Genomic DNA, 25,405 nt, shown 5'->3' on the forward strand with positions numbered 1-25,405 from the left:
CAATTGCGGCGCAACGTCAGTCGACATAGGCGGTACGGGATCGTGGCGACACCCACTGTTGGGTCCATCGAAGGCAGGATTGCCGAGGAACTCGGCGTACGGGAGCGGCAGGTGAAGGCTGCCGTCGACCTCCTTGACGGCGGTTCGACGGTGCCCTTCATCGCCCGCTACCGCAAGGAGGCGACGGAGTCCCTCGACGACGCCCAGCTGCGCACCCTGGAGGAGCGGCTGCGGTACCTGCGCGAGCTGGAGGAGCGCCGCACCGCCGTGCTCGACTCCGTGCGCGAGCAGGGCAAGCTGACCGAGGAGCTGGAGGCGCGGATCCGCGCCGCCGACACCAAGGCGCGCCTGGAGGACATCTACCTCCCGTTCAAGCCGAAGCGCCGCACCAAGGCGCAGATCGCCCGCGAGGCCGGGCTCGAGCCGCTGGCGGAGGGCCTGCTGGGCGACCCGTCGGTGGACCCGCTCGCCGCCGCGGCCGCGTTCGTCGACGCCGACAAGGGTGTCGCCGATCCGCAGGCCGCGCTGGACGGCGCCCGCGCGATCCTCACCGAGCGCTTCTCCGAGGACGCCGACCTGATCGGTGAACTGCGCGAGCGCATGTGGACGCGGGGCCGGCTCGCGGCGAAGGTGAAGTCGGGCAAGGAGGAGGCGGGCGCCAAGTTCGCCGACTACTTCGACTTCGCGGAGCCCTTCAAGGAGCTTCCCTCGCACCGCGTCCTGGCGATGCTGCGCGGCGAGAAGGAGGACGTGCTCGAACTCGTCCTGGAGCCGGAGGAGCCGGCCGCCGACGGGGCGCCCTCCTCGTACGAGCCGATCGTCGCCGACCGCTTCGGGATCCGCAACCAGGGGCGGCCCGGCGACAAGTGGCTGGCGGACACGGTCCGTTGGGCCTGGCGCACGCGCATCCTGGTGCACCTCGGGATCGACCTGCGGCTGCGGCTGCGCACGGCCGCCGAGGACGAGGCCGTCAAGGTCTTCGCGGCGAACCTGCGGGACCTGCTGCTCGCCGCCCCCGCCGGCACGCGCGCGACGCTGGGCCTCGACCCCGGTTTCCGTACGGGCGTCAAGGTGGCCGTCGTCGACGCGACCGGCAAGGTCGTCGCGACGGACGTCATCCACCCGCACGTCCCGGCGAACCGGTGGGACGAGGCGATCGCCAGGCTGGCGAAGCTGTCGAAGGAGCACGCGGTCGACCTGATCGCGATCGGCAACGGGACGGCGTCCCGCGAGACCGACAAGCTCGCCGGTGAACTCATCACCAAGCACCCCGAGTTGAAGCTCACCAAGGTGATGGTGAGCGAGGCGGGCGCCTCGGTGTACTCGGCCTCCGCGTTCGCCTCGCAGGAGCTGCCCGACATGGACGTGTCGCTGCGCGGCGCGGTCTCGATCGCGCGCCGGCTCCAGGACCCGCTGGCCGAACTCGTGAAGATCGACCCGAAGTCGATCGGTGTCGGCCAGTACCAGCACGACCTCAGCGAGGTGAAGCTGTCGCGCTCGCTGGACGCGGTGGTCGAGGACTGTGTGAACGGTGTGGGCGTCGACGTCAACACGGCGTCGGCCCCGCTCCTCGCCCGCGTGTCCGGCATCAGCGCCGGCCTCTCGGAGAACATCGTGGCGCACCGCGACGCCAACGGGCCGTTCACCAGCCGCAAGGGCCTCAAGGACGTCGCCCGGCTCGGCCCGAAGGCGTACGAGCAGTGTGCGGGCTTCCTGCGGATCCGGGGCGGGGACGACCCGCTGGACGCGTCGTCCGTGCACCCGGAGGCGTACCCGGTGGTACGGCGGATGGCCAAGTCGACCGGGGGCGCGGTCGGTTCGCTGATCGGCGACACGGGGACGCTGCGCTCGCTGCGGGCGGCGGACTTCGTGGACGACACGTTCGGTCTGCCGACCGTGACGGACATCCTGAAGGAGCTGGAGAAGCCGGGGCGCGACCCGCGGCCCGCCTTCAAGACGGCCACCTTCAAGGAGGGCGTCGAGAAGATCTCCGACCTGGAGCCGGGGATGGTGCTCGAAGGTGTCGTCACGAACGTGGCGGCGTTCGGGGCGTTCATCGACATCGGTGTGCACCAGGACGGGCTCGCGCACGTCTCGGCGCTCTCGCGGACGTTCGTGAAGGACCCGCGCGATGTCGTGAAGCCCGGGGACATCGTGAAGGTGAAGGTGCTCGACGTCGACGTGCCGCGCAAGCGGATCTCGTTGACCCTGCGGCTCGACGACGAGAAGGCCTCCGGCGGGGGCGGGAACGGTGGCTCGGGGCGCGGTGAGCGCGGCGGGGACCGTCGGCCGCCGCGGCAGTCGTCCCGACAGGGGCAGGGGGGCCGTGGCTCCGGCGGCTCCGGTGGCAGCGGCAAGGGCCGTCAGGGTGGCGCCCCGGCACCGTCGAACTCGGCGATGGCCGACGCCCTGCGCAAGGCTGGGCTGGCCTAGGCGCCGTCGGGGCCGATCCCGGTGGGGAGCTGCGGGCCGGTCGGTGGCCGGCCACGCAGTTCCCCGCGCCCCTGACGGGGCACCTGCCGCCCCCGGCGACAGAGTCCCACACCCCTGACAGGGCCGAACCCGCCCCGGAACCCATCGCCGGTACCGCGGGCCGGGCCCGGTCGCGCCCCGCGGCGAAGCCGCAGAACGGTACAGTCCCGCACGCCTGACAGGGCACCTGCCGCCCCCGGCGACAGAGCCCCACACCCCTGCCAGGGCCGAACCCGCCCCGAAGCTCATCGCCGATGTCGCAGGCCGGGCCCGGTCACGCCCCGCGGCGAAGCCGCAGAACGGCACAGCCCCGCGCCCCTGACGAGGCGCCTGTCGCGCCCGGCGCCAGGCGCCGCTGAACCGTACAACCCCGCCCTCTCACGGGGCCGAGCCTCCCCGGAGCTCGTCGCCGGGATATCGGGCCGGGCCCGTCGCGCCCCTTACCGGAGCCGCTGAACGGTAAGCCTCACGCGCCTTACGAGGCTGAACCCGCCCCGGAGCTCATCGCCGGTGTCGCGCGTTCGCGGCCCAGGCCGGAGCCGCTGAACGGCACGGCCTCGCATCCCTTGCCGCGCCTGTCACGCCCTGCGGCAGGCGCCGCAGAACGGCGCACGGCCCCGCACTCCTTGCGGGGCCTGTTGCGCGCCGGGGTGGGGCCGCTGGACGGTACGGCCTCGCGCCCCCGTCGGGGCGTGTGTCGATGCGCCGGGTGCAGTAGTGCGGGCTGCCTCTCGGGGTGGTGGCCGGGACGCTGGGAGGCACGTCTCGTGCACGCCGTCTCCAGGAGAGCCGATGCCCCGTCACCCTCGACCTCGCAGTTCCCTCAGAGCCGTCACCGTCGTCGCCGCCTGTCTCGCCCTGCTCGCTCCGGGGGCCGCCGAGGCCGTCGGACGGGGCGAGGGGCACCCGCACGATCCGCTGCGGCAGCAGCTGGAGGAGCTGGTGCGGGCTCCCGGCGGGCCGCCCGGGATCATCGCCGTGCTCGGCGACGGGCACCGGCGCCGGGTCGTGCAGGCCGGGGTCGCGGACCTGGACACCGGGCGCGCGCCGCGGTCCGGCGACGCCATGCGGATCGCGAGCACGGCCAAGGCGTTCAGCGGGGCCGTCGCCCTGTACCTCGTCGAGCACCGCCTGCTGAAGCTCGACGACACCCTGCGCGAGCGGCTGCCCGCGCTGCCCCGGGCCTGGGGGAAGGTGACGCTGCGGCAGTTGCTGAACCACACCAGCGGCCTGCCCGACTACTCGCAGACCCAGGCGTTCGCGGACACCCTGCGCGCCGACCCCCATCACCACTTCGACTCCCGCCGGCTGCTCGACTACGCCGCCGACGAGCCGCTGCGCTTCCGGCCGGGCTCCCGGTACCAGTACTCCAACTCGGACAACATCGCCGTGGCGCTGATGGCGGAGGCGGTCACTCACGTCCCGTACGAGCGGCTGCTCGCGGAGATCGTGTACGGGCCGCTCGGGCTGCACCGGACCAGCCTGCCGCAGGGCTTCCGGATGCCCGAGCCGTATCTGCACGGGTACGACGTCAGCCCGCCCGAGCCGACGGAGGACGTGAGCGAGCTGATCGGGATGTCCGGGGTGTGGGCCTCGGGCGGCATCGTCTCCACCCCCGCCGACATGAGCCGCTTCATCGGCGCGTACGCCGGGGGCCGGCTGTACGGTCCCGGGCGCGGCGTCGTGCGGGAGCAGCGGCGCTGGGTGCCCGGCGGGGCGTCCGAACCCGCGGGCCCGGGGCGCAACGACGCCGGGCTCGCCCTCTTCCGGTACACGACCCGGTGCGGGGTCGTGCTCGGGCACACCGGGAACACCGCGGGCTACACGCAGCTGATCGCGGCCACGCCGGACGGGCGCAAGTCGCTGACCTTCTCCGTGAACACGCAGATCAACCAGCGCTCGAAGCCGGAGCTGCTGAAGCGGCTGCGGGCCGTGCAGGAGAACTTCGTCTGCGCGCTGCTCGGCAGGAAGGGCTGAGGCGCCCGCGCTACCGCTCGGTCACCTTGCCGTCGGCCACCTCGAGGCGGCGTCCGACGTGCACCGCGTCGAGCATGCGCCGGTCGTGGGTGACCAGGAGCAGGGTTCCCTCGTAGGAGTCCAGAGCGGATTCGAGCTGCTCGATGGCCGGCAGGTCGAGATGGTTGGTGGGCTCGTCCAGGACCAGGAGGTTGACGCCCCGGCCCTGGAGGAGGGCGAGGGCGGCGCGGGTGCGTTCGCCGGGTGAGAGGGTCTCGGCGGGGCGCAGCACGTGGTCCGCCTTCAGACCGAACTTGGCGAGCAGGGTGCGCACATCGGCCGGAGCCGTGTCGGGCACGGCCGCGCAGAACGCGTCGAGCAGGGTCTCGGGGCCGTGGAACAGGGCGCGGGCCTGGTCGACCTCGCCGACGACGACTCCGGGGCCCAGCGCGGCGTGGCCGGAGTCGAGCGGGGCGCGGCCCAGGAGGGCGGCGAGGAGGGTCGACTTGCCCGCGCCGTTGGCCCCGGTGATCGCGACGCGGTCGGCCCAGTCGATCTGGAGGGTCACCGGGCCGAGGCGGAAGTCGCCGCGGGCCAGTTCGGCGTCGCGCAGGGAGGCTACGACGGCGCCGGAGCGCGGGGCGGCCGCGATCTCCATGCGCAGCTCCCACTCCTTGCGGGGCTCTTCGACGACGTCGAGGCGCTCGATCATGCGCTGCGTCTGGCGGGCCTTGGCGGCCTGCTTCTCGCTGGACTCGCTGCGGAACTTGCGGCCGATCTTGTCGTTGTCGCTCGCCTTGCGCCGCGCGTTCTTGACGCCCTTGTCCATCCAGGATCGCTGCATCTGGGCCCGGCCCTCCAGGGCGGCCTTCTTGTCGGCGTACTCCTCGTACTCGTCGCGGGCGTGCCGGCGGGCGACGTCGCGCTCCTCCAGGTAGGCCTCGTAGCCGCCCCCGTAGAGGTTGATCTGCTGCTGGGCGAGGTCGAGTTCGAGGACCTTGGTGACGGTGCGGGTGAGGAACTCGCGGTCGTGGCTGACGACGACGGTGCCGGCGCGCAGGCCCCGGACGAAGCTCTCCAGGCGCTCCAGGCCGTCGAGGTCGAGGTCGTTGGTCGGCTCGTCCAGGAGGAAGACGTCGTAGCGGGAGAGCAGCAGCGAGGCGAGGCCCGCGCGGGCGGCCTGGCCGCCGGAGAGCGAGGTCATGGCCTGGTCGAGGCCGATGGTCAGGCCGAGCTGCCCGGCGACCTCCTCGGCGCGCTCGTCGAGGTCGGCGCCGCCGAGGTCCAGCCAGCGCTCCAGGCTCGTCGCGTAGGCGTCGTCGGCTCCGGGCGCGCCGTCGACCAGGGCCTGGGTGGCCTCGTCCATGACGCGCTGGGCCTCGGCGACGCCGGTGCGGCGGGCGAGGAACTCCCGGATCGTCTCGCCGGGGCGGCGCTCCGGCTCCTGCGGCAGGTGGCCGACGGTCGCGCCGGGCGGGGAAAGCCGCAGCTCGCCCTCCTCCGGGGTGCCGAGGCCCGCGAGGAGGCGCAGCAGGGTGGACTTGCCCGCGCCGTTGGCGCCGACGAGGCCGATCACGTCGCCGGGGGCGACGACGAGGTCGAGCCCGGTGAACAGGGAGCGGTCACCGTGGCCGGCGGCGAGGTTCTTGGCTACGAGAGTGGCAGTCATCAGGCCGCCGATCCTAAGGCCTGTCCCACCTGGGCGGATCAGCGTGCCATCGGTGCCACCAGGACGCTGCCGGTGGTGCGGGCCACGAGGAAGGACTCTCCCTTGGTCGCCCGGGGGTCGAGCGGGATGCGGTGCCGGCCGGGGCCGAGCACGTCGTCGAAGACGTCGCGGGTGTGGGTGCGGTACAGGCGGTCGAGGCGGTAGGCGGTGAGCCGGACCCGGCAGGTGGAGGTGACCTCGAGTCCCGCGGCGCCGTCGGCGGCGACGAGTCCGGTGAGCCGGCGCCGGGTCTCGGGGCTGCGGTCGAGCGCGGCCTCGATCTGGGCGACGAGCAGCGGGATGATCGGCGCGAGTCCGTCCACGTACGCGATGTCGACGCCGGCCCGCTCGAACTGGCGCCGGACCGCCGTGCGCTGGGTCTCGCCCACGGCGCGGCCGAACGCGACGGCGCCGTAGGTGCGCAGTTCCTCTGCGGGCACGCCGGAGGCGTCGTGGACGATCTCGGCGCCGATGCCGATGGTGCGCAGGGCGGCGGCCAGTTTGGCAAGGACGGCGACGCGGGCGCCGATGAGCAGGACACGGCGGCGGGCGGCCGGTTCGGCGGCGTCGGCGAGCAGCCGGCCCAGTGCGGCGCGGTACTCGGCGCCGCGGAAGCGGAACGGCCCTATGCCGTGGTACCCGTTGAGCTCCAGGTCGGCGTGTTCGTCGGTCTGCCAGGCGAAGTCGCGCCAGACGACGTCGTCGGTGCCGTCCCCGGCCGGTTCGATGGCGGCGGTGACGGCGCCGCACTCCAGGCCCTCGCACTCGGGGCAGCCGTAGATGACGTAGCGGCCCCCGGCGAGCGGGGCCTCGGCCTCCAGGAGCAGGCTCCTGACGTGGCCGGTGAAGATGGCGGGCGGGATGTCGGCGGCCAGCGGGGAGACCGCGTCGAGGTCGGAGAGCTGGAACAGCAGCGGGCGTCCGTCGACGATGAAGTCCACGAAGTCCCGGTGGACTTGGTAGTCACCGTTGGCGAGGACTCCACCGGCGCGCATCGCCGGTGCCAGGCCGAAGGTCGCGTACTCGGCAGACATGCGGTGAGTATTCCCACCTGACGCCTGATGTGAGCACGGCAGGGCACATTCCGCTACGGTCCCGGCGTGAACAGTCACGTGAGCGGCGAAGTGATCGTGGTCGGCGGCGGTGTGATCGGGATGTCCACCGCGCTGACGCTGGCGGAGCGCGGGCGGCGGGTGCGGCTGTGGTCCAGGGACCCGGTGGACCGCACCACCTCGGCGGTGGCGGGCGCTCTGTGGTGGCCGTACCGGATCGATCCGGTGGAGCGGGTGGGGCCGTGGTCGCTGCGGTCGCTGCGCCGGTACGAGGAGTGGGCCCGGCGGCCGGACGAGACGGGCGTGCGGATGGTCGAGGGCGTCCACGCGCGCACCCGCCTCGCCGATCTCGGCGGCTGGGCCTCGGAGGTGGCGGGGCTGCGGGACTCGGCGCGGGGTCTGGCGGCGCGGCTGCCGCTGCTCGACATGCCGGTGCATCTGCGCTGGCTGTGGGATGTCGCGGAGCGGGCCGGCGTCGTGCTGGAGACGCGCACGGTGGCGTCGCTCGACGAGGCGCTCGTGGCGGCCCCGGTGGTCGTGAACTGCACGGGGCTCGGGGCGCGGGAGCTGGTGCCCGATCCGTCGGTGCGGCCGGTGCGCGGGCAGCTGGTCGTCGTACGCAATCCGGGGGTGCGGCACTGGTACACGGCGGCGGACGAGGGCGCGGCGACGACGACGTACTTCTTCCCGCAGCCGGGCGGGCTGATCCTCGGCGGCACCGCGCAGGAGGACGACTGGTCGCTGGAGCCCGACCCGGCGGTCGCGGCGGCGATCGTCCGGCGGTGCGCGGCCGTGCGGCCGGAGATCGCCGGGGCGCGGGTGCTCGGCCACCGGGTGGGGCTGCGCCCGGCGCGTCCGGCGGTGCGCATCGAGCGGGAGGTCACCGGCGAGGGGCGGGTCCTGGTGCACAACTACGGGCACGGGGGCGCCGGGGTGACGGTGGCGTGGGGCTGTGCGCGGGAGGCGGCGGAGCTCGTCGAGGGCCCGGCCGGGCCGGACGCCTGACGGGCCCCGCCGCCTCCCGCGGGGCGGGTCAGTCCTTGGCGAGCGGGGTGTCGCCCTCCTCCTCCGGGTCCGGCTCGGCGCCCGGTTCGCGGTGGAGGTGCTTGCCGATGGGGTCGCCGGCGGTCTCCAGGCTGTCGCCGGGGCCGATCCGGATCTCGAACTCGCCGCCGTACTTCTCGTGTCCGGCGACGACGGCGGCCTCGACGACCTCGATGCCCATGTCGCCGCGGACGATGAGCGGGTCCTGGCGCAGGTCGCGCATGAGGGACACGCACATGCCGATCATGACGAGGGTGAACGGGGCCGCGACGAGGATCGTGAGGTTCTGCAGGCCGGTCAGGGCGTTGCCCGAGCCGTTGCCGATCAGCAGCATGACCGCGGCGACGGCGCCGGTGACCACGCCCCAGAAGATGACGACGAAGCGCCCTGGTTCGAGGGCTCCCTTCTGCGACAGCGTGCCCATGACGATGGAGGCGGCGTCCGCGCCGGAGACGAAGAAGATCCCGACGAGGATCATCACGAGCAGGCTCGTGGCGGTGGCGATCGGGTACTCGTGGAGCACGCCGAACAGCTGGGCCTCCGGGGTGTCCGCGCCGCCGAGCTCGCCGCGCTCCTTCAGCTTCATCGAGGTGCCGCCGAAGATCGCGAACCAGATCAGGCTGACCGTGGACGGGACCAGGATGACGCCGCCGACGAACTGGCGGATGGTCCGGCCGCGGCTGATGCGGGCGATGAACATGCCGACGAAGGGCGTCCAGGAGATCCACCAGGCCCAGTAGAAGACCGTCCAGCTGCCGAGCCAGTCGGCGACTCCCTTGCCGCTGGAGGCCTCGGTGCGGCCGACGAGCTGGGGCAGGTCACCGAGGTAGGCGCCGAGCGAGGTCGGGATCAGGTCGAGCACGATGATGGTCGGCCCGGCGATGAACACGAAGACGGCCAGGATGAGCGCGAGCACCATGTTGATGTTCGACAGCCACTGGATGCCCTTCTCCACACCGGAGATGGCGGAGGCGACGAACGCGACGGTGAGCACGGCGATGATGGCCACGAGGAGACCGGTGGAGACCTTGTCCATCCAGTTCAGGACCTCGAAGCCGGAGCCGATCTGCAGGGCGCCGAGACCGAGCGAGGCCGCGGAGCCGAACAGGGTGGCGAAGATGGCGAGGATGTCGATGACCCGGCCCCAGGAGCCGTTGGCCCGCGACTCGCCGATCAGCGGCACGAAGACGGAGGAGATGGTCTGCCGTCTGCGGCGGCGGAAGGTGCTGTAGGCGATGGCGAGTCCGACGACCGCGTAGATCGCCCACGGGTGCAGGGTCCAGTGGAAGAGGGTGGTCGCCATGGCCGTCTCCATGGCCTGAGCGGCGTCGGCCGGATCGGTGCCCGGCGGCGGCGTCGTGAAGTGCGCGAGCGGCTCGCTGACGCCGTAGAACATGAGGCCGATGCCCATGCCGGCGCTGAACATCATCGCGACCCAGGAGACCGTGCGGAACTCGGGCTCCTCCCCCTCGGCACCGAGGTGGATCTTGCCGTAGCGGCTGATGGCGAGCCACAGGGCGAACACGACGAAGCCGCTCGCGGCGAGCATGAACGCCCAGCCGCCGTTGTGGATCAGGCCGTTGAGCAGCCGGGTCGAGACGCTCTCGAGGTTGTCGGTGGCGACGGATCCCCAGACCACGAAGGCCAGGGTGAGCACGGCGGTGACGCCGAAGACGATCCGGTCGGTGGCCGGGCTCCGGCCACCGGCCGGCCCCTGATCGGGGAGGGGCACGCCCGTGGGTGGATTCTGAGGTTTTGTCACCCTTTAGGGCCTACCACAAACGGCGCGTCCCACACCTCTTCAGCACCCTGTGTCGGGCGTCCCTTCCGTCAGGTGGTACGTCGCGCGGGAGTCGAGCAGCAGCGCGACCAGGGCCCGTTCGGACTGCCGGAGCGGTACGACGACCCCGCTACCCGATTTCCGTACGGTGATGCCGTGCAGCGCCAGTTCGTCCCCGACCTCGGCGTACTGGTCCGCGGTCAGCCGGTATCCGCAGGGCGGGTCCTGGATGACCTCGGCGGGTTCCGCCGGGTCGTTGTCGGCGCCGCCGACGTAGACGGGCCCGGTGTCGCGCAGTCCGGCGACGCGGGCCGCGCCGGTCGCCGTCTCGATCTGCCCGCGCCGCTCCTGGGCGAAGTCGAACAGGCCGCCGAGCGCCGCGAGCTGGGAGTCGCGGCGGCGCCGGTTGTTGAGCGCCTGGTCGGCCTCCTCCTCGGGGGTGCCGGGGTCGACGCGGCTCTCGATGAGCAGGCCGACGGCGTGCTTGAGCCCGGAGAGGTTGCGCAGGATGCGCTCCTGTCCGTCGCCCGCGGTCTGCTTGACCGGTTCGCCGGTGACGGGGTCGGTCCAGATGCCGTACGTGCCGGTGGAGTGCCCGGCGGCCTCCGCGGCGGGCCGCACGTACGAACCCGAGAGAGTGCGGGCCTCGTCGTGCACGGCCGCGTCCGTGTTGAGGTTGCGCGGCCAGAGGTCGAAGAGGTCCTTGTCGTAGTACTCGGGGGTGGCCCCGTACTCGTGCAGGTCGTAGATGACGTCGGGCCGGCGGTCGCGGATGACGGCGGCCATCGCGCGGCCCTCGGCGGTCTTCAGGGCGACGTGGTCGCGGTTGATGTCGACGCCGTCGGAGTTGCCGCGGGTGTCGGCGGCGCGGCCGTCGGGGTTGGCGGTCGGCACGACGAGCAGGGTGGTGCGGGACAGGAAGGCGCGGGTCGCGGGGCTCCGGTCGTAGGTGAGGTCGCGCACCTTGGTGAGGCAGGCCTCGCGGCCGGAGGGCTCGTTGCCGTGCTGGCTGCAGATCAGCAGCACGGTGTTGGTGGTGGTGCGTTCCCCGATGCGCACGAGCTGGAGCGGCCGGCCCTGCTTGGTGGTGCCGATGCGGGAGACAAAGACGCGGTCGGAGGCACGGTCGAGTTCGGCGAGGAGCCGCTGTTCCTCGGGCTGGCTGGTCCAGCGGGCCCCGTTCGTCTCCTCGAAGCCCGTGCGGGGCGGGTGGCCGGTGGCCTGGGCCGGGGCTGTCACCACGAGGGGCGCGGCGAGCGCGGCCGCGGCGCAGGCGGTCAGGGCCAGTCTGCTGAGTCTCATCGGTTGCTGCCTCCCGGTACGGGGCGGCCGGGCCGGAAGGTGCTGGGCCCGTCGGCCGCGGAGGGTCGGGGGGTGGCGACGGTGGGTCCTGCGGTGGCGGCGGCGAACGCGCCGGCTCCGCCGACGACGGGCACCCGGGCCGCGGTGCGCGACAGGTCGAGCGTGAGCGTGGGCCGGGTCGACGGGGGGTCGATGAGGTCCTTGTCGGTGCCGGCGACGATCAGGGCGAGCCGGTGCCCCTTGGGCACGACGTGGTCGCCCGCGGCGAGGGAGATCGTGAGCGTGTACGGCGTGCCGGGCTGGAGCCGCCGCCCCTTCGCCGGGTCCGCGTACGTGCCGAGGTCGGCCCAGCCGCGGCTGAACACGGTCGCGCCGACGTCGGCGGTCGCGGCCCGGGTGGCGAGGAAGCAGGAGCTGTCGCCGGGGGCGCTCGGGCCCCAGCAGGTGCGGTCGGTGAGCGTGTCGATGCCCTCGCCGGAGCCGGTGAAGTCGCGGATCGTGGCGGGACCGAGGTCGACGAGCACGGCGCTCAGGTGCGCGGTCGGGGTCGTCGGGGTCGCGGTGACGGTCACCTTCGAGGAGCCGGACAGGCGCAGGTCCTCGCCGAGCGGGCGGCTGAGGAAGCCGGCCTTGTCCGGGGTGCCGGTCTCCAGGTCCGCCGCCCAGTCGGTCTCGGAGCGGGACGGGTCGTCGGTGAACTTCGCGGTGCCGGTGCCCGGTTCGAGGCCGAGGGCGCCGACGCCGGGGGCGCTGCCGGTGGCGGGGCGCAGGGCGGTGGCGCGGGTGTCGGCGGGCGGCCAGACGCGGTCGGTGGTCCAGCGGTCGGGGGCGCGCTCGATGTCGGCCATCGGCTCGCGGTCGACGCCGTTGTCGTAGCCGAGGAGTTCGTGGTCGAACCAGCGGTGCAGGGTGTCGACCCACTGGGCGCGCCGGAAGTCGAACGGGTCGACGTGGCCGGTCTGGGCGAGCCAGATCTTGCGCTCGACCCCGTTCTTCGCGAGGGCCTCCCACCACTGGCCGAAGTGCTTGGCGCGGACGTTGAGGTCCTGCATGCCGTGCACGACGAAGACGCTGGCCTTCACCTTGCTCGCGTCCTTGACGTAGTCGCGCTCCTGCCACAGCCCGGTCCAGTCACCGCTGCGGGGCGCTTCGTCGACAAGTCGCTTCTGCACGGCGGCGCAGCGGGTGCGCGCCTCGGGGCTCTCGACGTAGTCGGACAGCCACTCGGGGCCCGAGTCGTAGAGCGGGGCGCCCTGCTGGAAGTAGTAGTCGTACCAGGAGGAGATGCCGCCGATCGGGACGATGGTCTCGAGGCCCTCGACGCCGGTCGCGGCGACGCCGTTGGCGATCGTGCCGTCGTAGCTCTTGCCGATCATGCCGGTGCGGCCGTTGCTCCAGTCCGCGCGGGCGCGTTCGGTGCCGGTGCGGGTGGTGTAGCCCGTGGCGCGGCCGTTCAGCCAGTCGACGACGGCCTTGGCGGACTGGATGTCGGAGCGGCCGCCGACGTCGACACAGCCGTCGGAGCGGTTGGTCCCGGCGAGGTCGACGCCGATCACCGCGTAGCCGCGCGGCACGAAGTAGTTGTCGTAGTAGAGCGGCATCTGCACGACGTTCCCGTCGGCGTCGTAGGTCTTCTTCTGGCTCTCGTTGCCGCGCCCGCAGCAGGAGTAGTAGGGGCTCGCGTCCATGATCACGGGGATGCGGCGGCCCTGGGCCGCAGGCTCGCGGGGGCGGACGATGTCGACGGCGACCCGGTCGGTCCGTCCGTCGCCGTCCCCGTCGAGGCGGGTGTCGACCCAGACGGACTCGCGGATAGCGGTGTCGTACGCGTAGACGGGCCGGGACTCGCGGGCACCGTCGGCGGCGCGGGCGGCGCCCGGCACGAGCAGCACGGCGAGCAGGGCGGCGGTGACCGCGGCGGCGAAGGTGCTCCAGAGGCGGTGCGTGCGTCTGGCAGGTATCGGCATGGCGCGGAAGGTACACGGGTCAACTGCTGTGCGACAGAGGGCCGTACGCGCCGATGTCAGGCCCGTGGGGCGTCCAGACGCATGTCGGCCGAATGGCGATCGTGTGACAGGAGGGGCCATGGACATGACCTGGGGCACGGGTGCTGAATAGGCTCGCGGACGAGCTCAACCCCCTGTCCGTCCCGACGACTTGGAGCCTTTGTGTACCGCAGACTCATCGTCCCCGGCGCGATCGCGGCCTCCCTCCTGCTGGCGATCCCGGCATCGGCCGCCGACTTCGAGCCCGGGGCCTCGGGCATCGGCGATCCCTACTACCCGACGTACGGGAACGGCGGCTACGACGTCTCCCACTACGACCTGCGTCTGAAGTACCAGCCGAAGACGGACCTGCTGGAGGGCACGGCGACGATCATCGCCACGTCTACGCAGGACCTGTCGCGGTTCGACCTCGACCTCGGGCTCGCCGTGAGCGAGGTCCGGGTGAACGGCAAGAAGGCGCGGTTCGCCCGGTCGGGCGAACAGGAGCTGGAGGTGACCCCGGTGAGCGGGCTGCCGAAGGGCTCCTCGTTCTCCGTCGTCGTCAAGTACGCGGGCAAGCCCTCGGAGCTGAAGCTCTGGGGCTTCACGTCCCCGCAGCGCACCCCGGACGGCGCCGTCTTCGCCAACGAGCCGGAGTCGGCGGCCTGGTGGTTCCCGTCGAACGACCACCCGCTCGACAAGGCCACCTACGACATCTCGGTCGCGGTGCCGGACGGCACCCAGGCCATCTCCAACGGCACCCTCCAGTCGCAGAGCTCCAAGCTCGGCTGGACCCGCTTCAACTGGCGCTCCAGCCACCCGCAGGCCACGTATCTGGCGACGCTCGCGGTCGGCAAGTTCGACATCACCACCGACAAGACCGCGGACGGCCTGCCGGTCCTCAACGCCTACAGCAAGGATCTCGGCGCGAACGAGGGCGCCGCGAAGGCCAGCGTGGAGCGGACCGTCGAGGTCGCCGAGTGGCTGGAATCGATCTACGGCAAGTATCCCTTCGAGGCGCTCGGCGGCTACGTCCCCAACGTCCCGTCCGGCTTCGCCCTGGAGACCCAGACCCGGCCGTTCTACTCCCCCAAGCAGTTCGCGAACGGGGCGAACGTGTCCGTCGTCGTCCATGAGCTGGCCCACCAGTGGTACGGCGACAGCGTCTCCGTGAAGAACTGGAAGGACATCTGGATCAACGAGGGCTTCGCCCGCTACAGCCAGTGGCTGTGGTCGGAGAAGGAGGGCGAGGGCACGGCGCAGGAGCTCGCGGACTACGTGTACGCGCAGCACCCGGCGGACGACGCGTTCTGGACCGTCAAGCCCGGGGATCCCGGCGCGGAGAACCAGTTCGCCGGCGCGGTGTACGACCGGGGGGCGCTGGCGATCCAGGCGCTGCGCAACGAGGTCGGCGAGAAGAAGTTCTTCGCCATTCTGAAGGGGTGGCCGCAGCAGCACGCGTACGGGAACGCGGAGGTCTCCGACTTCGTGGCGTACGCGGAGAAGGTGTCCGGTAAGAAGCTCGCTCCGCTGTTCGACACGTGGCTGTATCAGCCGGTGAAGCCGGGGGCGCCGGCGCTTTCGGCTGCCGCCGGGGCGGTGCGGGAGCCCAGGTCGTTCAAGCGGATCGCGGCGACGAACTCGATCCACGACGTGCGCTGATCCGTTTGTCTGCAGCCCGGTGGGGCTTCTCGCGCAGTTCCCCGCGCCCCTGAAATGCAGACGCTTCGCGTCGCATTTCCCCGATGAGGCGCAGCCTCATCAGGGGCGCGGGGAACTGCGCGACCAGCCCCCACCGGCCCGCACACGGGACTCCGACCGAGCCTCGCGGGCCACGCTCAGGTACCGGAGGCGTTCCGGGAGGTGGGGGACGGTCAGGCGGACCAGGGCCGCGAAGCGGCGGAGCCGGCGCTCGTCGCGGGGCGACCACGGCAGCCCCAGAGCGTCCCGCGCCTCGGGAGGGAGCAACCCCACCGACAAGAAGCGCAGCCCCCGCACGAGAAGCGGCCGTACCAGGGGCCAGACGAGCCGCGCGGCGCCCGGCGGAGCCGGCAGCGCGCGGTGGGCGGACGTCAGCTCGGAGACGACCGCGTTCGGTGCGATCTCCAGGGCCAGCATCCGGTGGTAGTACGGCCAGAAATCCGCCGTCGTCTGCGGCATGTCCCGGTCCCGGATGCCGAGGATCCGCCCGACCATCAGCCACTCCGCGTAGAACCGCTCGTCCTCCTCAGCGGTGAACGGCCGCGCGAAGTAGCGCCGGGCGTACCGCGCGACGGGGTACCCGGTGGCGTGGACCCAGGCGTAGTAGGCGGGGGTCAGCGCGTGATAGCGCCGGCCGCTCGGATCGGTGCCGCGCACCGTGCGGTGGACGCGGCGCAGCCGGCGGCCCTCCTCGACGGCGGCCTCTCCCCCGTACACCCACAGCAGCACGGAGTTGAGGGAGCGGGCGCCGCGGCCCCAGGGGTCGGTGCGGAAGACGGAGTGGTCGTCGACGCCGGCGCCGACGGCGGGGTGGGCGACCTGGAGGACGAAGGCGGCGGGCAGCGCGAGCAGCGAGCGGATGTCACCGGCGGTGTCCCACAGGATGCCACCGGGGGGCGGCGGGGACGGGTCCGGGCCGGAAGGGATGTCCGGTTCGTGCTGCGTCATGGTGTGTCCCGTGGGGCGGCCGCGTACGGGTGTGGCGTGTGATCCAGTATGCGCCGGGCGGGTGCCGCCGCTATGTCTCGCCGCCGTAGCGTTTGGCCAGGTCCGAGGCGAGCTCGGAGACGCAGGTGCACAGATCGCTGACGGCGACGGAGTGCTCGGTGACCTGGGCGGGGGCGGGGCGTGCGGGGACGATCCGGGCGCGCAGGCCGCCGGGTCCGGCCGGCGGGGCCGCTCCCCCGTTGCGCCGGGGCCGCAGCCGCGCGGAGGTGACGAGCGCCGTCGCCAGCGCGACCGCGAGAACGGCGAGTCGTCCCGCCTTGACCTGGACGCGCCACGGAACCATCGCCATGGCTGGTTCCTACCCGCAGGGCGGGACGTGATGTCACCCGTCGTGGTCGTACACGGTGACAGGTGTCCCGCGATGCACGAGGCGCTCGGTGATCAGGGGTTCGACGCGGGACCACGCGCCGCCGGCGAGGCCGCAGCCGATGCGGGGGGTGGGGAGCTGTTCGGCGGCCCGCCGCGGGGCTGAGTCTCTCGTCGCCGGGTGCCGCCCGGTGGGGGCTGGCCGCGCAGTTCCCCGCGCCCCTGAAATGCCTGCCCTTCGGGCGCAATTCCCCGATGAGATCGCGCACGAAGTGCGCGCATCTCAGGGGCGCGGGGAACTGCGCGAGAAGCCCCACCGGGCGGCACCCGGCAATGGACGGGTCAGGCCACCCACGGGGGCCGGCCGAACGCGGCGGTGGCGTCACCCCGGACATACGTGATCTCCGACATGACGCCACCGTAGGGCGAGGCACTGACAACGGGCGGGTCAGTCGCCCTGGGCCACCTTGGTCAGCTCCTCGGTCGCCGTGCGCTCCACGCGGCGGCGGACGCCGAACCAGCCGAGGACGAGCATCGCCGCGACGATCGGGATGAGGTACAGCGTCTTGCGGCCGACCTCGGGGTCCTTCCACATGAGGCCGAGCACGGCCAGCAGGAAGGCGATCGTCACGTACTCGGTGACACCGCTGCCGGGCAGCTTGAAGTGCGGCCGCTGGACCAGGCCCTGCTTGGCCCGCCGGACGAAGGCGAGGTGGCAGATCATGATGATGACCCAGGTGCTGATGATGCCGAGCGAGGCGACGTTCAGCACGATCTCGAACGCCTTGCCGGGCACGACGCTGTTCAGGACGACGCCGAGGACTCCGACGCCCGCGGTGAGCAGGATGCCGCCGTAGGGCACCTGGTTCTTGTTCATGACGGCCGTGAAGCGGGGCGCGGAGCCCGCCATCGCCATCGAGCGCAGGATGCGGCCGGTGGAGTAGAGGCCGGAGTTCAGGGACGACATGGCGGCGGTGAGGACCACGAGGTTCATCACGTCACCGGCGGCGGGGACGCCGATCCGGGAGAGGACGGTGACGAACGGGCTCTCGTCGGCGGAGTACATGACGCCGGGCAGGAGCAGCGCGAGCAGGACGACCGAGCCCACGTAGAAGAGGCCGACGCGCCACATGATCGAGTTCACCGCGCGGGGCACGACCTTGTGCGGCTCGGCGGTCTCGCCCGCGGCGACACCGACCAGCTCCAGGGACGCGTAGGCGAAGACGACACCCTGCATGACGAGGACGACGGGCATCATGCCGTGCGGCAGGAAGCCGCCGTTGTCCGTGATGACGCTCAGGCCGGGGGTCTGGCCGCCGACGTCGTGCTGGGTGACCAGCAGGAAGATGCCGACGAACATGAAGGCGACCAGGGCGGCGACCTTGACGATCGCGAACCAGAACTCCATCTCGCCGAAGATCTTCACGGAGATCAGGTTGATGGCGAGGACCACCGCGAGGGCGATCAGGGCCAGCACCCACTGCGGGATGCTCGTGAAGAAGCTCCAGTAGTGCGTGTACAGGGCGATCGCCGTGATGTCGGCGATGCCGGTGGTCGACCAGTTGAGGAAGTACATCCAACCGGCGACGTACGCGCCCTTCTCGCCCAGGAACTCACGGGCGTACGAGACGAACGAGCCGGAGGAGGGCCGGTACAGGACCAGCTCGCCGAGGGCGCGTACGACGAAGAAGGCGAAGATGCCGCACACGAGGTACGCGACGGCGAGGGCGGGGCCGGCCGAGTGGAGGCGGCCTCCTGCCCCGAGGAAGAGTCCGGTGCCGATCGCGCCACCGATCGCGATCATGTTGACGTGGCGGGCCTTGAGGTCCTTGCTGTAACCGGCGTCGCCCGCATCGGCGGGCGCCTGGGACGCATCTGTGCGGGATGCGTCCATAGCCGTGGTGACGGCGTCCTTGCTCACGTGGGGGTGTCCACTCTGTGGTGCCCGGCGACGTGGGGGCCGCCGGGGTCCGGATGTGCTCCGGTCCGCGACACCCCTGACAGCGCGCGGACCGACGGTGCACCTTCCCCCACGCATCCCGGAACACGCGGTGGCGGAGATCACATAGCGGCGCTTCTCACATGGCGGGACGCCTCTATGCACGGACTCGAGCGCGGGTGTATGGCCGCCGGAGCACCTGCCCACGGGCTTTCACACCGTAGGTGTGTCAGCAATACTGTAGAACCCGATCGCACGCGTACGAGGACGAGGATGACGACGGACATCGAGGACGCCGGGACGGCGTCGGGCCCCACGCTGACCGTCGACGAACTGGCGGCCCGCGCGGGCGTGACGGTCCGCACCATCCGCTTCTACAGCACCAAGGGACTGCTCCCGCCGCCGGTCATCGGGCCGCGCCGGGTCGGGCACTACGGGCAGGACCACCTCTCCCGGCTGGCGCTGATCGAGGAGCTCCAGCACCAGGGCATGACCCTTGCCGCGATCGAGCGGTACGTGGAGCAGCTGCCGGCGGACCTGAGCGCGCACGACCTGGCGATCCACCGGGCCGTCGTGGCGAGCTGGGCGCCGGACACGGCGGAGGAGATGAGTCTCGCCGACCTGGAGCGCCGGTCCGGGCGCCCGCTGTCCGGCGAGGATCTGGACCGGCTCGCGGCGATGGGCATCGTCGGCTACGAGGACGAGGCGGACGCCTACCGGGTGGACGTGACGCTGCTGCGGCTCGGCGTGCAGCTGCTCGACGTGCCGATCGCGCACGAGACGATCCTGGCCTCGCGGACCGTGCTGCTCGATCACGCGCGGGAGGCGGCGCACGAGCTGTCGCGGCTGTTCCGCGACGAGGTGTGGGGTCCCTACCGCGAGCGGGAGTCGGATCCCGAGCACGTCGCGGCGATGAAGTCGCTGTCGGCCCATATGCAGCCGATGGTGATGCAGGCGCTGGTGACCGCGTTCCAGCGGTCCCTGAGCGAGGAACTGCGGGAGGCGTTCCGCTCGGGCTCGGAGAACTGAGCGGAACGCCTCCCGGTGGGTGCTCGGCGGGTCAGTCGGAGAAGGTCTCGCCCTTCTCCGCCTTCTCGACGAGCAGCGCGGGCGGCAGGAACCGGTCGCCGTAGCGCTCGGCCAGCTCGCGCGAGCGGGCCACGAAGCCGGGCAGACCGCCCTCGTAGCCGTTGATGTACTGCAGGACGCCGCCGGTCCAGCCCGGGAAGCCGATGCCGAAGATCGAGCCGATGTTGGCGTCGGCGACGGAGGTGAGGACGCCCTCCTCGATCAGCTTCACCGTGTCGAGGGCCTCGCTGAAGAGCATGCGCTCCTGCATGTCCTCGAACGGGATGGTGTGGCCCGGCTTGGTGAAGTGCTCGCGCAGGCCCGGCCAGAGTCCGGCGCGCTTGCCGTCCTCGCCGTACTCGTAGAAGCCGGCGCCGCCGCTGCGGCCGGTGCGGCCGAACTCGTCGACCATGCGGTCGATGACGGCCTCGGCGGGGTGCGTGTCCCAGGTGCCGCCGGCCTCGGTGATCGCGGCCTTCGTCTCGTTGCGGATCTTGCGCGGCAGGGTGAGGGTCAGCTCGTCCATGAGGGAGAGCACCTTCGCCGGGTAGCCGGCCTGGCCCGCGGCCTGTTCGACGGACGCGGGCTCGATGCCCTCGCCGACCATGGCGACGCCCTCGTTGATGAAGTGGCCGATGACGCGCGAGGTGAAGAAGCCGCGCGAGTCGTTGACGACGATCGGCGTCTTGTTGATCTGCCGGACCAGGTCGAAGGCGCGGGCCAGCGCCTCGTCGCCGGTGCGCTCGCCCTTGATGATCTCGACGAGCGGCATCTTGTCGACGGGCGAGAAGAAGTGCAGACCGATGAAGTCGGCCTGGCGCTCGACGCCCTCGGCGAGGGCGGTGATGGGCAGCGTCGAGGTGTTGGAGCACAGCAGCGCGTCGGGCTCGACGAGGTGCTGGATCTCCTGGAACACCTTGTGCTTGAGCGACGGGTCCTCGAAGACGGCCTCGATGACGGCGTCGCAGCCCGCGACGTCCTGCGGGTCGGCGGTGGGGGTGATGCGGGCGAGCAGCGCGTCGGCCTTCTCCCGCGTGGTGCGGCCGCGGCCGACGGCCTTCTCGCAGAGCTTCTCCGAGTAGGCCTTGCCCTTGGCGGCGGACTCGGCGGAGACGTCCTTGAGGACGACCTCGATGCCGGCGCGGGCGCAGGAGTAGGCGATGCCGGCGCCCATCATGCCGGCGCCGAGGACGGCGACCTTGTTGACCTTGCGGGGCTCGATGCCCTGCGGGCGGTTGGCGCCCGAGTTCACGGCCTGGAGGTCGAAGAAGAACGCCTGGATCATGTTCTTCGCGGTCTGGCCGGTGACCAGCTCGGTGAAGTAGCGGGCCTCGATGGTCAGGGCGGTCTCGAAGTCGACCTGGGAGCCCTCGACGGCGGCCGCGAGGATGTTGCGCGGGGCCGGGTAGGGGGCGCCGTTGAGCTGCTTCTTCAGGTTGGCCGGGAAGGCCGGGAGGTTGGCCGCGAACTTGGGGTTGGCGGGGGTGCCGCCCGGGATGCGGTAGCCGGGCTTGTCCCAGGGCTGCTGCGACTCGGGGTTGGCGTCGATGAAGGCGCGGGCCTTCTCGAGCATCTCCTCGCGGGTGGCGGCGACCTCGTGGACCAGGCCGTTGTCCAGCGCGCGCTTCGGCGTGTACTGGGTGCCCTGGAGAAGGATCTTGAGGAGGGCGTCGGCGATGCCCATGAGGCGGACGGTGCGGGTGACGCCGCCGCCGGCCGGAAGCAGGCCGAGCGTGACCTCGGGCAGGCCGATCTTGGAGCCAGGGGCGTCGAGGGCGACGCGGTGGTGGCTGGCGAGGGCGATCTCGTAGCCGCCGCCCAGGGCCGCGCCGTTGATCGCCGCGACGACCGGCTTGCCGAGGGTCTCGATGCGGCGCAGGGAGTTCTTGATGCCGGTGCCGGTCTCGAAGACGGCCTGGGCGTCCTCGGGGCCCGCCTTCATCATGTCCTTGAGGTCGCCGCCCGCGAAGAAGGTCTTCTTGGCGGAGGTGTAGATGATGCCCCGGATCGAGTCGCGCTCGGCCTCGGCGCGGTCGGCGATCGCGGCGATCGAGTCCTTGAACGCCTGGTTCATGGTGTTCGCGGACTGGTTCGGGTCGTCGAGGACGAGGGTGACGATGCCGGTGTCGTCCTGTTCCCAGCGGATGGTGGTGCTGGCGGTCATGTGTGTCTCCGTGAAGTCGGGTGCGGGTCGCTTTTTGGCGGCTACGGGAGGGGTGGCCGGGTCTCGTTCGCCGGGTGCGGGCCGGTGGGGCTTCTCGGGCAGTTCCCCGCGCCCCTGATGAGGCTGCGCCTCATCGGGGAAATGCGACCCGAAGGGTCTGCATTTCAGGGGCGCGGGGAACTGCGCGACCAGCCCCCACCGGGCCTCACTCGCCGACGAACCGGCGGAGCTACGGCGCTAGATCCGCTCCACGATCGTGGCGATGCCCATCCCGCCCCCGACACACAGCGTCGCCAGCCCGTACCGGAGGTCCCGCCGCTCGAGCTCGTCCACCAGCGTGCCGAGGATCATCGCCCCGGTCGCCCCCAGCGGGTGCCCGAGCGCGATCGCCCCGCCGTTCACGTTCACCTTGTCCAGCGAGAGCCCCATGTCCTTCACGAAGCGGAGCACCACGGCCGCGAACGCCTCGTTGATCTCGACGAGGTCGATGTCGTCGATGGTCAGCCCGGCCTTGGCGAGTGCCTTGCGGGTGGCCGGCGCGGGACCGGTGAGCATGATGGTCGGCTCGGAGCCGGACACGGCCGCGGAGACGATCCGGGCGCGCGGCGTGAGCCCGTACCGCTCCCCCACCTCGCGCGAGCCGATGGCGACGAGGGAGGCGCCGTCGACGATGCCGGAGGAGTTGCCCGCGTGGTGGACGTGGTCGATCTTCTCGACCCAGTGGTACTTCTGCAGCGCCACCGCGTCGAAGCCGCCGAGGTCGCCGATGTCCTTGAAGGACGGCTTCAGCCGGGCCAGCGAGTCCGCGGTGGTGCCCGGGCGCAGGAACTCGTCGTGGTCGAGCACGGTGAGGCCGCTGCGGTCCTTGACCGGGACGACGGACCGCTCGAAGCGGCCGTCCTTGACGGCGGCGGCGGCCCGCTCCTGGGAGAGCGCCGCGTACTCGTCGACGTCACGCCGCGAGAAGCCCTCGATGGTGGCGATGAGGTCGGCGCCGATGCCCTGCGGCACGAAGCCGGTGTCGAAGTTGGTCATCGGGTCGGCGAACCAGGCGCCGCCGTCGGAGGCCATCGGCACGCGCGACATGGACTCGACGCCGCCGGCGAGGACGAGGTCCTCCCAGCCGGAGCGGACCTTCATGGCGGCCAGGTTCACGGCTTCCAGGCCCGAGGCACAGAAGCGGTTCTCCTGGACGCCGGCGACGGTGTCGGGCAGGCCGGCCGCGATGGCGGCGATGCGGGCGATGTCGGAGCCCTGGTCGCCGACGGGGCCGACGACGCCGAGGACGATGTCGTCGATCGCGGCGGGGTCGAGGTCGGGGAAGCGGGCGCGGATCTCGTGGATGAGCCCGACGACCAGGTCGATCGGCTTGGTGCCGTGCAGCGAGCCGTTGGGCTTGCCCTTGCCGCGCGGGGTGCGGATCGCGTCGTAGACGTACGCGTCTGTGGTCACGGAGGTGCCTTTCGGGGCTGTGGAGCTGTTCAGGGCTTCGGAGGCGTGCGGGAGGTCAGGCGAGCAGGGAGCGGCCGATGATCTCCTTCATGATCTCGGTGGTGCCGCCGTAGATGGTCTGGATGCGTCCGTCGGTGAAGGCCTTCGCGACGCGGTACTCGGTCATGTAGCCGTAGCCGCCGTGCAGTTGGAGGCAGCGGTCGGCGACGCGCTTCTGCAGTTCGGTGGCCCACCACTTCGCCATGGAGGCGTGCACGGCGTCGAGGGTGCCGTCGGAGTGGTCCTCGATGCAGCGGTCGAGGAAGGTGCGGGTGACGGCGCACTCGGTGGCCATCTCGGCTATCTCGAACCGGATGTGCTGCTTGGTGGCGAGCGGCCGGCCGAAGGCCTCGCGCTCCTTCACGTACGTCGTGGTGATCTCCAGGAGGTGCTCGGCGGCGGCGATCGCGGCGACGGCGATGCCCATGCGCTCCTGCGCGAGGTTCGTCATCAGGTGGATGAACGCGCCGTCGAGCTCGCCGAGCAGATTCTCCTTCGGGACGCGGACGTCGTCGAAGAAGAGCTCGGCCGTGTCCTGGGACTTCTGGCCGATCTTGTCGAGGTTGCGGCCCCGCTCGAAGCCCTCCATGCCGCGCTCGACGACGAGCAGGGACAGGCCGTGGGCGCCGCCCTCGGTGGTGGTCTTGGCGACGACGATGACGAGGTCGGCGAGGATGCCGTTGGAGATGAAGGTCTTGGAGCCGTTGAGCAGCCAGTGGTCGCCCTTGTCCTCGGCGCTGGTGCGGATGCCCTGGAGGTCGGATCCGGCGCCGGGCTCGGTCATGGCGATCGCGGTGATCAGCGAGCCGTCGCAGAAGCCGGGCAGCCAGCGCCGCTTCTGCTCCTCGGTGGCGAGGGAGGTGAGGTACGGGCCGATGATGTCGTTGTGCAGGCCGACCGCGAACCCGGCGACACCGGCGCGGGTGAACTCCTCGGCGAGGACGGCGCTGTAGCGGAAGTCCTCGTTCCCGCCGCCTCCGTACTCCTCCGGGACGGCGAGGCCGAGCAGGCCCTGGCGTCCGGCGGCGAGCCAGACCTCGCGCGAGACGATGCCGTCCTTCTCCCACTGCTCGTAGTGCGGGGTGACCTCCTTGGCGAGGAAGGTGCGGACGGTCTCGCGGAACGCCTCGTGCTCGGCGCTGTACAGGCGTCGCTCCATGCCGGTTCTCAACTGCCTTCCGTTGTCGTCTGGTCCAGTGCCGGTACGCCCCAGTCGCGGGCCACGTCGGCGGTGCCGGCGCCCGGCCGGGCGGGGCCCGAGCGGATGCCGGTGGGGGTGCGGGAGAAGCGCGGCGCGGGGGCCGGCTGGGTGATGCCGCCGTGCTCGACGAAGGTGGCGCGGGCGGCGAGGTGCGGGTGGGAGGGGGCCTCGCGCAGGGAGAGCACGGGCGCCACGCAGGCGTCGGAGTCCTCGAAGACGGCGGTCCACTCCTCGCGGGTCCGCTCCTTGAACCGCGCGGCGACCGCGTCGTGCAGTTCGCCCCAGCGGGCGATGTCCTTGCGGGCGGGCGCCGTCCCGTCGAGGTCCATGAGCCGCATGAACTCGTCGTAGAACTGCTGCTCCAGGGCGCCGACCGCCATGTACTGGCCGTCGGCGGTCTCGTAGGTGCCGTAGAAGGGGCAGCCGCCGTCGAGGAGGTTGCTGCCGCGGCGGTCCTGCCAGCCGCCGGCGGCGAGCATGCCGTGGATCATGGAGGAGAGGTGGGACGTCCCGTCGACGATGGCGGCGTCGACGACCTGGCCGGGCCCGCCCGCGCGCGCGTGGTGCAGCGCGGCGAGGATGCCTACGACCAGGTAGAGGGAGCCGCCCGCGTAGTCGCCGACCAGGTTGGCGGGCACGGTCGGGGCCTTGTCGGGCTCGCCGATCATGCCGAGGGTGCCGGTCAGGGCGATGTAGGCGATGTCGTGCCCGGCGCGCTGGGCGAGGGGGCCGTCCTGGCCCCAGCCGGTCATGCGGCCGTAGACGAGGCGCGGATTGCGGGCGTGGCAGGCGTCGGGGCCCACGCCGAGGCGCTCGGCGACGCCGGGCCGGTAGCCCTCGATCAGGACGTCGGCGCGCTCGACGAGGTCCAGGACGCGGTCGGCGCCGTCCGGCGCCTTCAGGTCGACGACCACGGAGCGCTTGTTGCGGTTCGTGATGTCGAAGGCGGGGTCGATCGCGAGGCCTCCGCCGCCGGGGCGGTCGACGCGGACCACGTCGGCGCCCAGGTCGGCGAGGAGCATCGCCGCGAAGGGGCCCGGCCCGATCCCGGCGAGCTCGACCACCCGCACACCGGCGAGCGGTCCGTTCCCGCCGTCTTCGGGCTGTCCGCCTGTCACTGTCATTCCGCCACGCCCCTGGGCTCGCTTGTGACACAACTGATGTAACACCAGTGATGCTATGAACGAGCCCGGCCGGGCACAAGCCCCCAAGAGCAAGCGCTTAGACA

General features: G+C 72.0%; 17 protein-coding genes. 5 read left to right on the plus strand and 12 right to left on the minus strand.

The genetic code is table 11. The annotated features are described in order from the left end of the window. Positions 1–42: 42 nt before the first annotated feature. Entirely contained in the window at positions 43–2,433 is a 2,391-nt protein-coding gene (locus IAG42_RS05430) for a Tex family protein (RefSeq protein WP_188335871.1), read from the plus strand. Positions 2,434–3,264: 831 nt separating this feature from the next. Then, entirely contained in the window at positions 3,265–4,449 is a 1,185-nt protein-coding gene (locus tag IAG42_RS05435) for a serine hydrolase domain-containing protein (RefSeq protein WP_188335872.1), read from the plus strand. A 10-nt stretch (positions 4,450–4,459) separates the two neighbouring features. On the opposite strand, the gene IAG42_RS05440 is transcribed toward IAG42_RS05435, so the two are convergent. Both IAG42_RS05440 and IAG42_RS05445 read right to left on the minus strand, forming a co-directional pair. Next, positions 4,460–6,097, minus strand: a complete 1,638-nt coding sequence (locus IAG42_RS05440; RefSeq protein ID WP_188335873.1) for an ABC-F family ATP-binding cassette domain-containing protein — start codon at positions 6,095–6,097, stop codon at positions 4,460–4,462. A 38-nt stretch (positions 6,098–6,135) separates the two neighbouring features. After that, positions 6,136–7,170 carry an oxidoreductase gene (locus tag IAG42_RS05445; protein WP_188335874.1) on the minus strand — a complete coding sequence of 345 codons (1,035 nt, stop codon included), beginning with the start codon at positions 7,168–7,170 and terminating at the stop codon, positions 6,136–6,138. Positions 7,171–7,236: 66 nt separating this feature from the next. Here IAG42_RS05445 and IAG42_RS05450 point away from each other — a divergent pair, with 66 nt between their 5' ends. After that, the gene (locus IAG42_RS05450; RefSeq protein WP_394811190.1) at positions 7,237–8,193 is read left to right on the plus strand and encodes an NAD(P)/FAD-dependent oxidoreductase; all 957 of its coding nucleotides are present in this window, start codon (positions 7,237–7,239) and stop codon (positions 8,191–8,193) included. 28 nt (positions 8,194–8,221) lie between these two features. Here IAG42_RS05450 and IAG42_RS05455 read toward each other — a convergent pair whose 3' ends face one another. The 3 genes from IAG42_RS05455 to IAG42_RS05465 form a co-directional block, all read right to left on the minus strand. After that, the gene (locus IAG42_RS05455; RefSeq protein WP_188335875.1) at positions 8,222–9,964 is read right to left on the minus strand and encodes a BCCT family transporter; all 1,743 of its coding nucleotides are present in this window, start codon (positions 9,962–9,964) and stop codon (positions 8,222–8,224) included. Between the two features lie 69 nt (positions 9,965–10,033). Further along, entirely contained in the window at positions 10,034–11,314 is a 1,281-nt protein-coding gene (locus IAG42_RS05460) for a M14 family metallopeptidase (RefSeq protein WP_188335876.1), read from the minus strand. Then, entirely contained in the window at positions 11,311–13,281 is a 1,971-nt protein-coding gene (locus IAG42_RS05465; protein ID WP_188335877.1) for a Xaa-Pro dipeptidyl-peptidase, read from the minus strand. Before IAG42_RS05465 ends, IAG42_RS05460 begins: the two co-directional genes overlap by 4 nt. Positions 13,282–13,482: 201 nt before the next feature. On the opposite strand from IAG42_RS05465, the gene IAG42_RS05470 reads away from it, so the two are divergent. Beyond that, positions 13,483–14,961 carry a M1 family metallopeptidase gene (locus IAG42_RS05470; RefSeq protein WP_188335878.1) on the plus strand — a complete coding sequence of 493 codons (1,479 nt, stop codon included), beginning with the start codon at positions 13,483–13,485 and terminating at the stop codon, positions 14,959–14,961. Between the two features lie 99 nt (positions 14,962–15,060). Here IAG42_RS05470 and IAG42_RS05475 read toward each other — a convergent pair whose 3' ends face one another. The 3 genes from IAG42_RS05475 to IAG42_RS05485 all read right to left on the minus strand — a co-directional run bounded on the left by IAG42_RS05475 (position 15,061) and on the right by IAG42_RS05485 (position 18,235). Further along, entirely contained in the window at positions 15,061–15,948 is an 888-nt protein-coding gene (locus tag IAG42_RS05475; protein WP_188335879.1) for an oxygenase MpaB family protein, read from the minus strand. A 70-nt stretch (positions 15,949–16,018) separates the two neighbouring features. After that, positions 16,019–16,297, minus strand: coding sequence for a hypothetical protein (locus tag IAG42_RS05480; protein ID WP_188335880.1), 279 nt, complete (start codon positions 16,295–16,297; stop codon positions 16,019–16,021). Positions 16,298–16,762: 465 nt separating this feature from the next. Next, positions 16,763–18,235, minus strand: a complete 1,473-nt coding sequence (locus IAG42_RS05485; RefSeq protein WP_188335881.1) for an amino acid permease — start codon at positions 18,233–18,235, stop codon at positions 16,763–16,765. 291 nt (positions 18,236–18,526) lie between these two features. On the opposite strand from IAG42_RS05485, the gene IAG42_RS05490 reads away from it, so the two are divergent. After that, the gene (locus IAG42_RS05490; RefSeq protein WP_188335882.1) at positions 18,527–19,282 is read left to right on the plus strand and encodes a MerR family transcriptional regulator; all 756 of its coding nucleotides are present in this window, start codon (positions 18,527–18,529) and stop codon (positions 19,280–19,282) included. 31 nt (positions 19,283–19,313) lie between these two features. On the opposite strand, the gene IAG42_RS05495 is transcribed toward IAG42_RS05490, so the two are convergent. The 4 genes from IAG42_RS05495 to IAG42_RS05510 form a co-directional block, all read right to left on the minus strand. Further along, the gene (locus IAG42_RS05495; RefSeq protein WP_188335883.1) at positions 19,314–21,485 is read right to left on the minus strand and encodes a 3-hydroxyacyl-CoA dehydrogenase NAD-binding domain-containing protein; all 2,172 of its coding nucleotides are present in this window, start codon (positions 21,483–21,485) and stop codon (positions 19,314–19,316) included. A 237-nt stretch (positions 21,486–21,722) separates the two neighbouring features. Further along, a complete protein-coding gene (locus tag IAG42_RS05500; protein ID WP_188335884.1) occupies positions 21,723–22,937 on the minus strand; it encodes an acetyl-CoA C-acetyltransferase in 1,215 nt (404 codons plus the stop codon). Positions 22,938–22,992: 55 nt separating this feature from the next. Continuing rightward, positions 22,993–24,135 carry an acyl-CoA dehydrogenase family protein gene (locus tag IAG42_RS05505; protein ID WP_188335885.1) on the minus strand — a complete coding sequence of 381 codons (1,143 nt, stop codon included), beginning with the start codon at positions 24,133–24,135 and terminating at the stop codon, positions 22,993–22,995. 8 nt (positions 24,136–24,143) lie between these two features. Then, positions 24,144–25,301, minus strand: coding sequence for a CaiB/BaiF CoA transferase family protein (locus tag IAG42_RS05510; RefSeq protein WP_188335886.1), 1,158 nt, complete (start codon positions 25,299–25,301; stop codon positions 24,144–24,146). Between the last annotated feature and the right edge of the window lie 104 nt (positions 25,302–25,405).

This window comes from Streptomyces xanthii, assembly GCF_014621695.1.
Classification (GTDB): Bacteria; Actinomycetota; Actinomycetes; order Streptomycetales; family Streptomycetaceae; genus Streptomyces; species Streptomyces xanthii.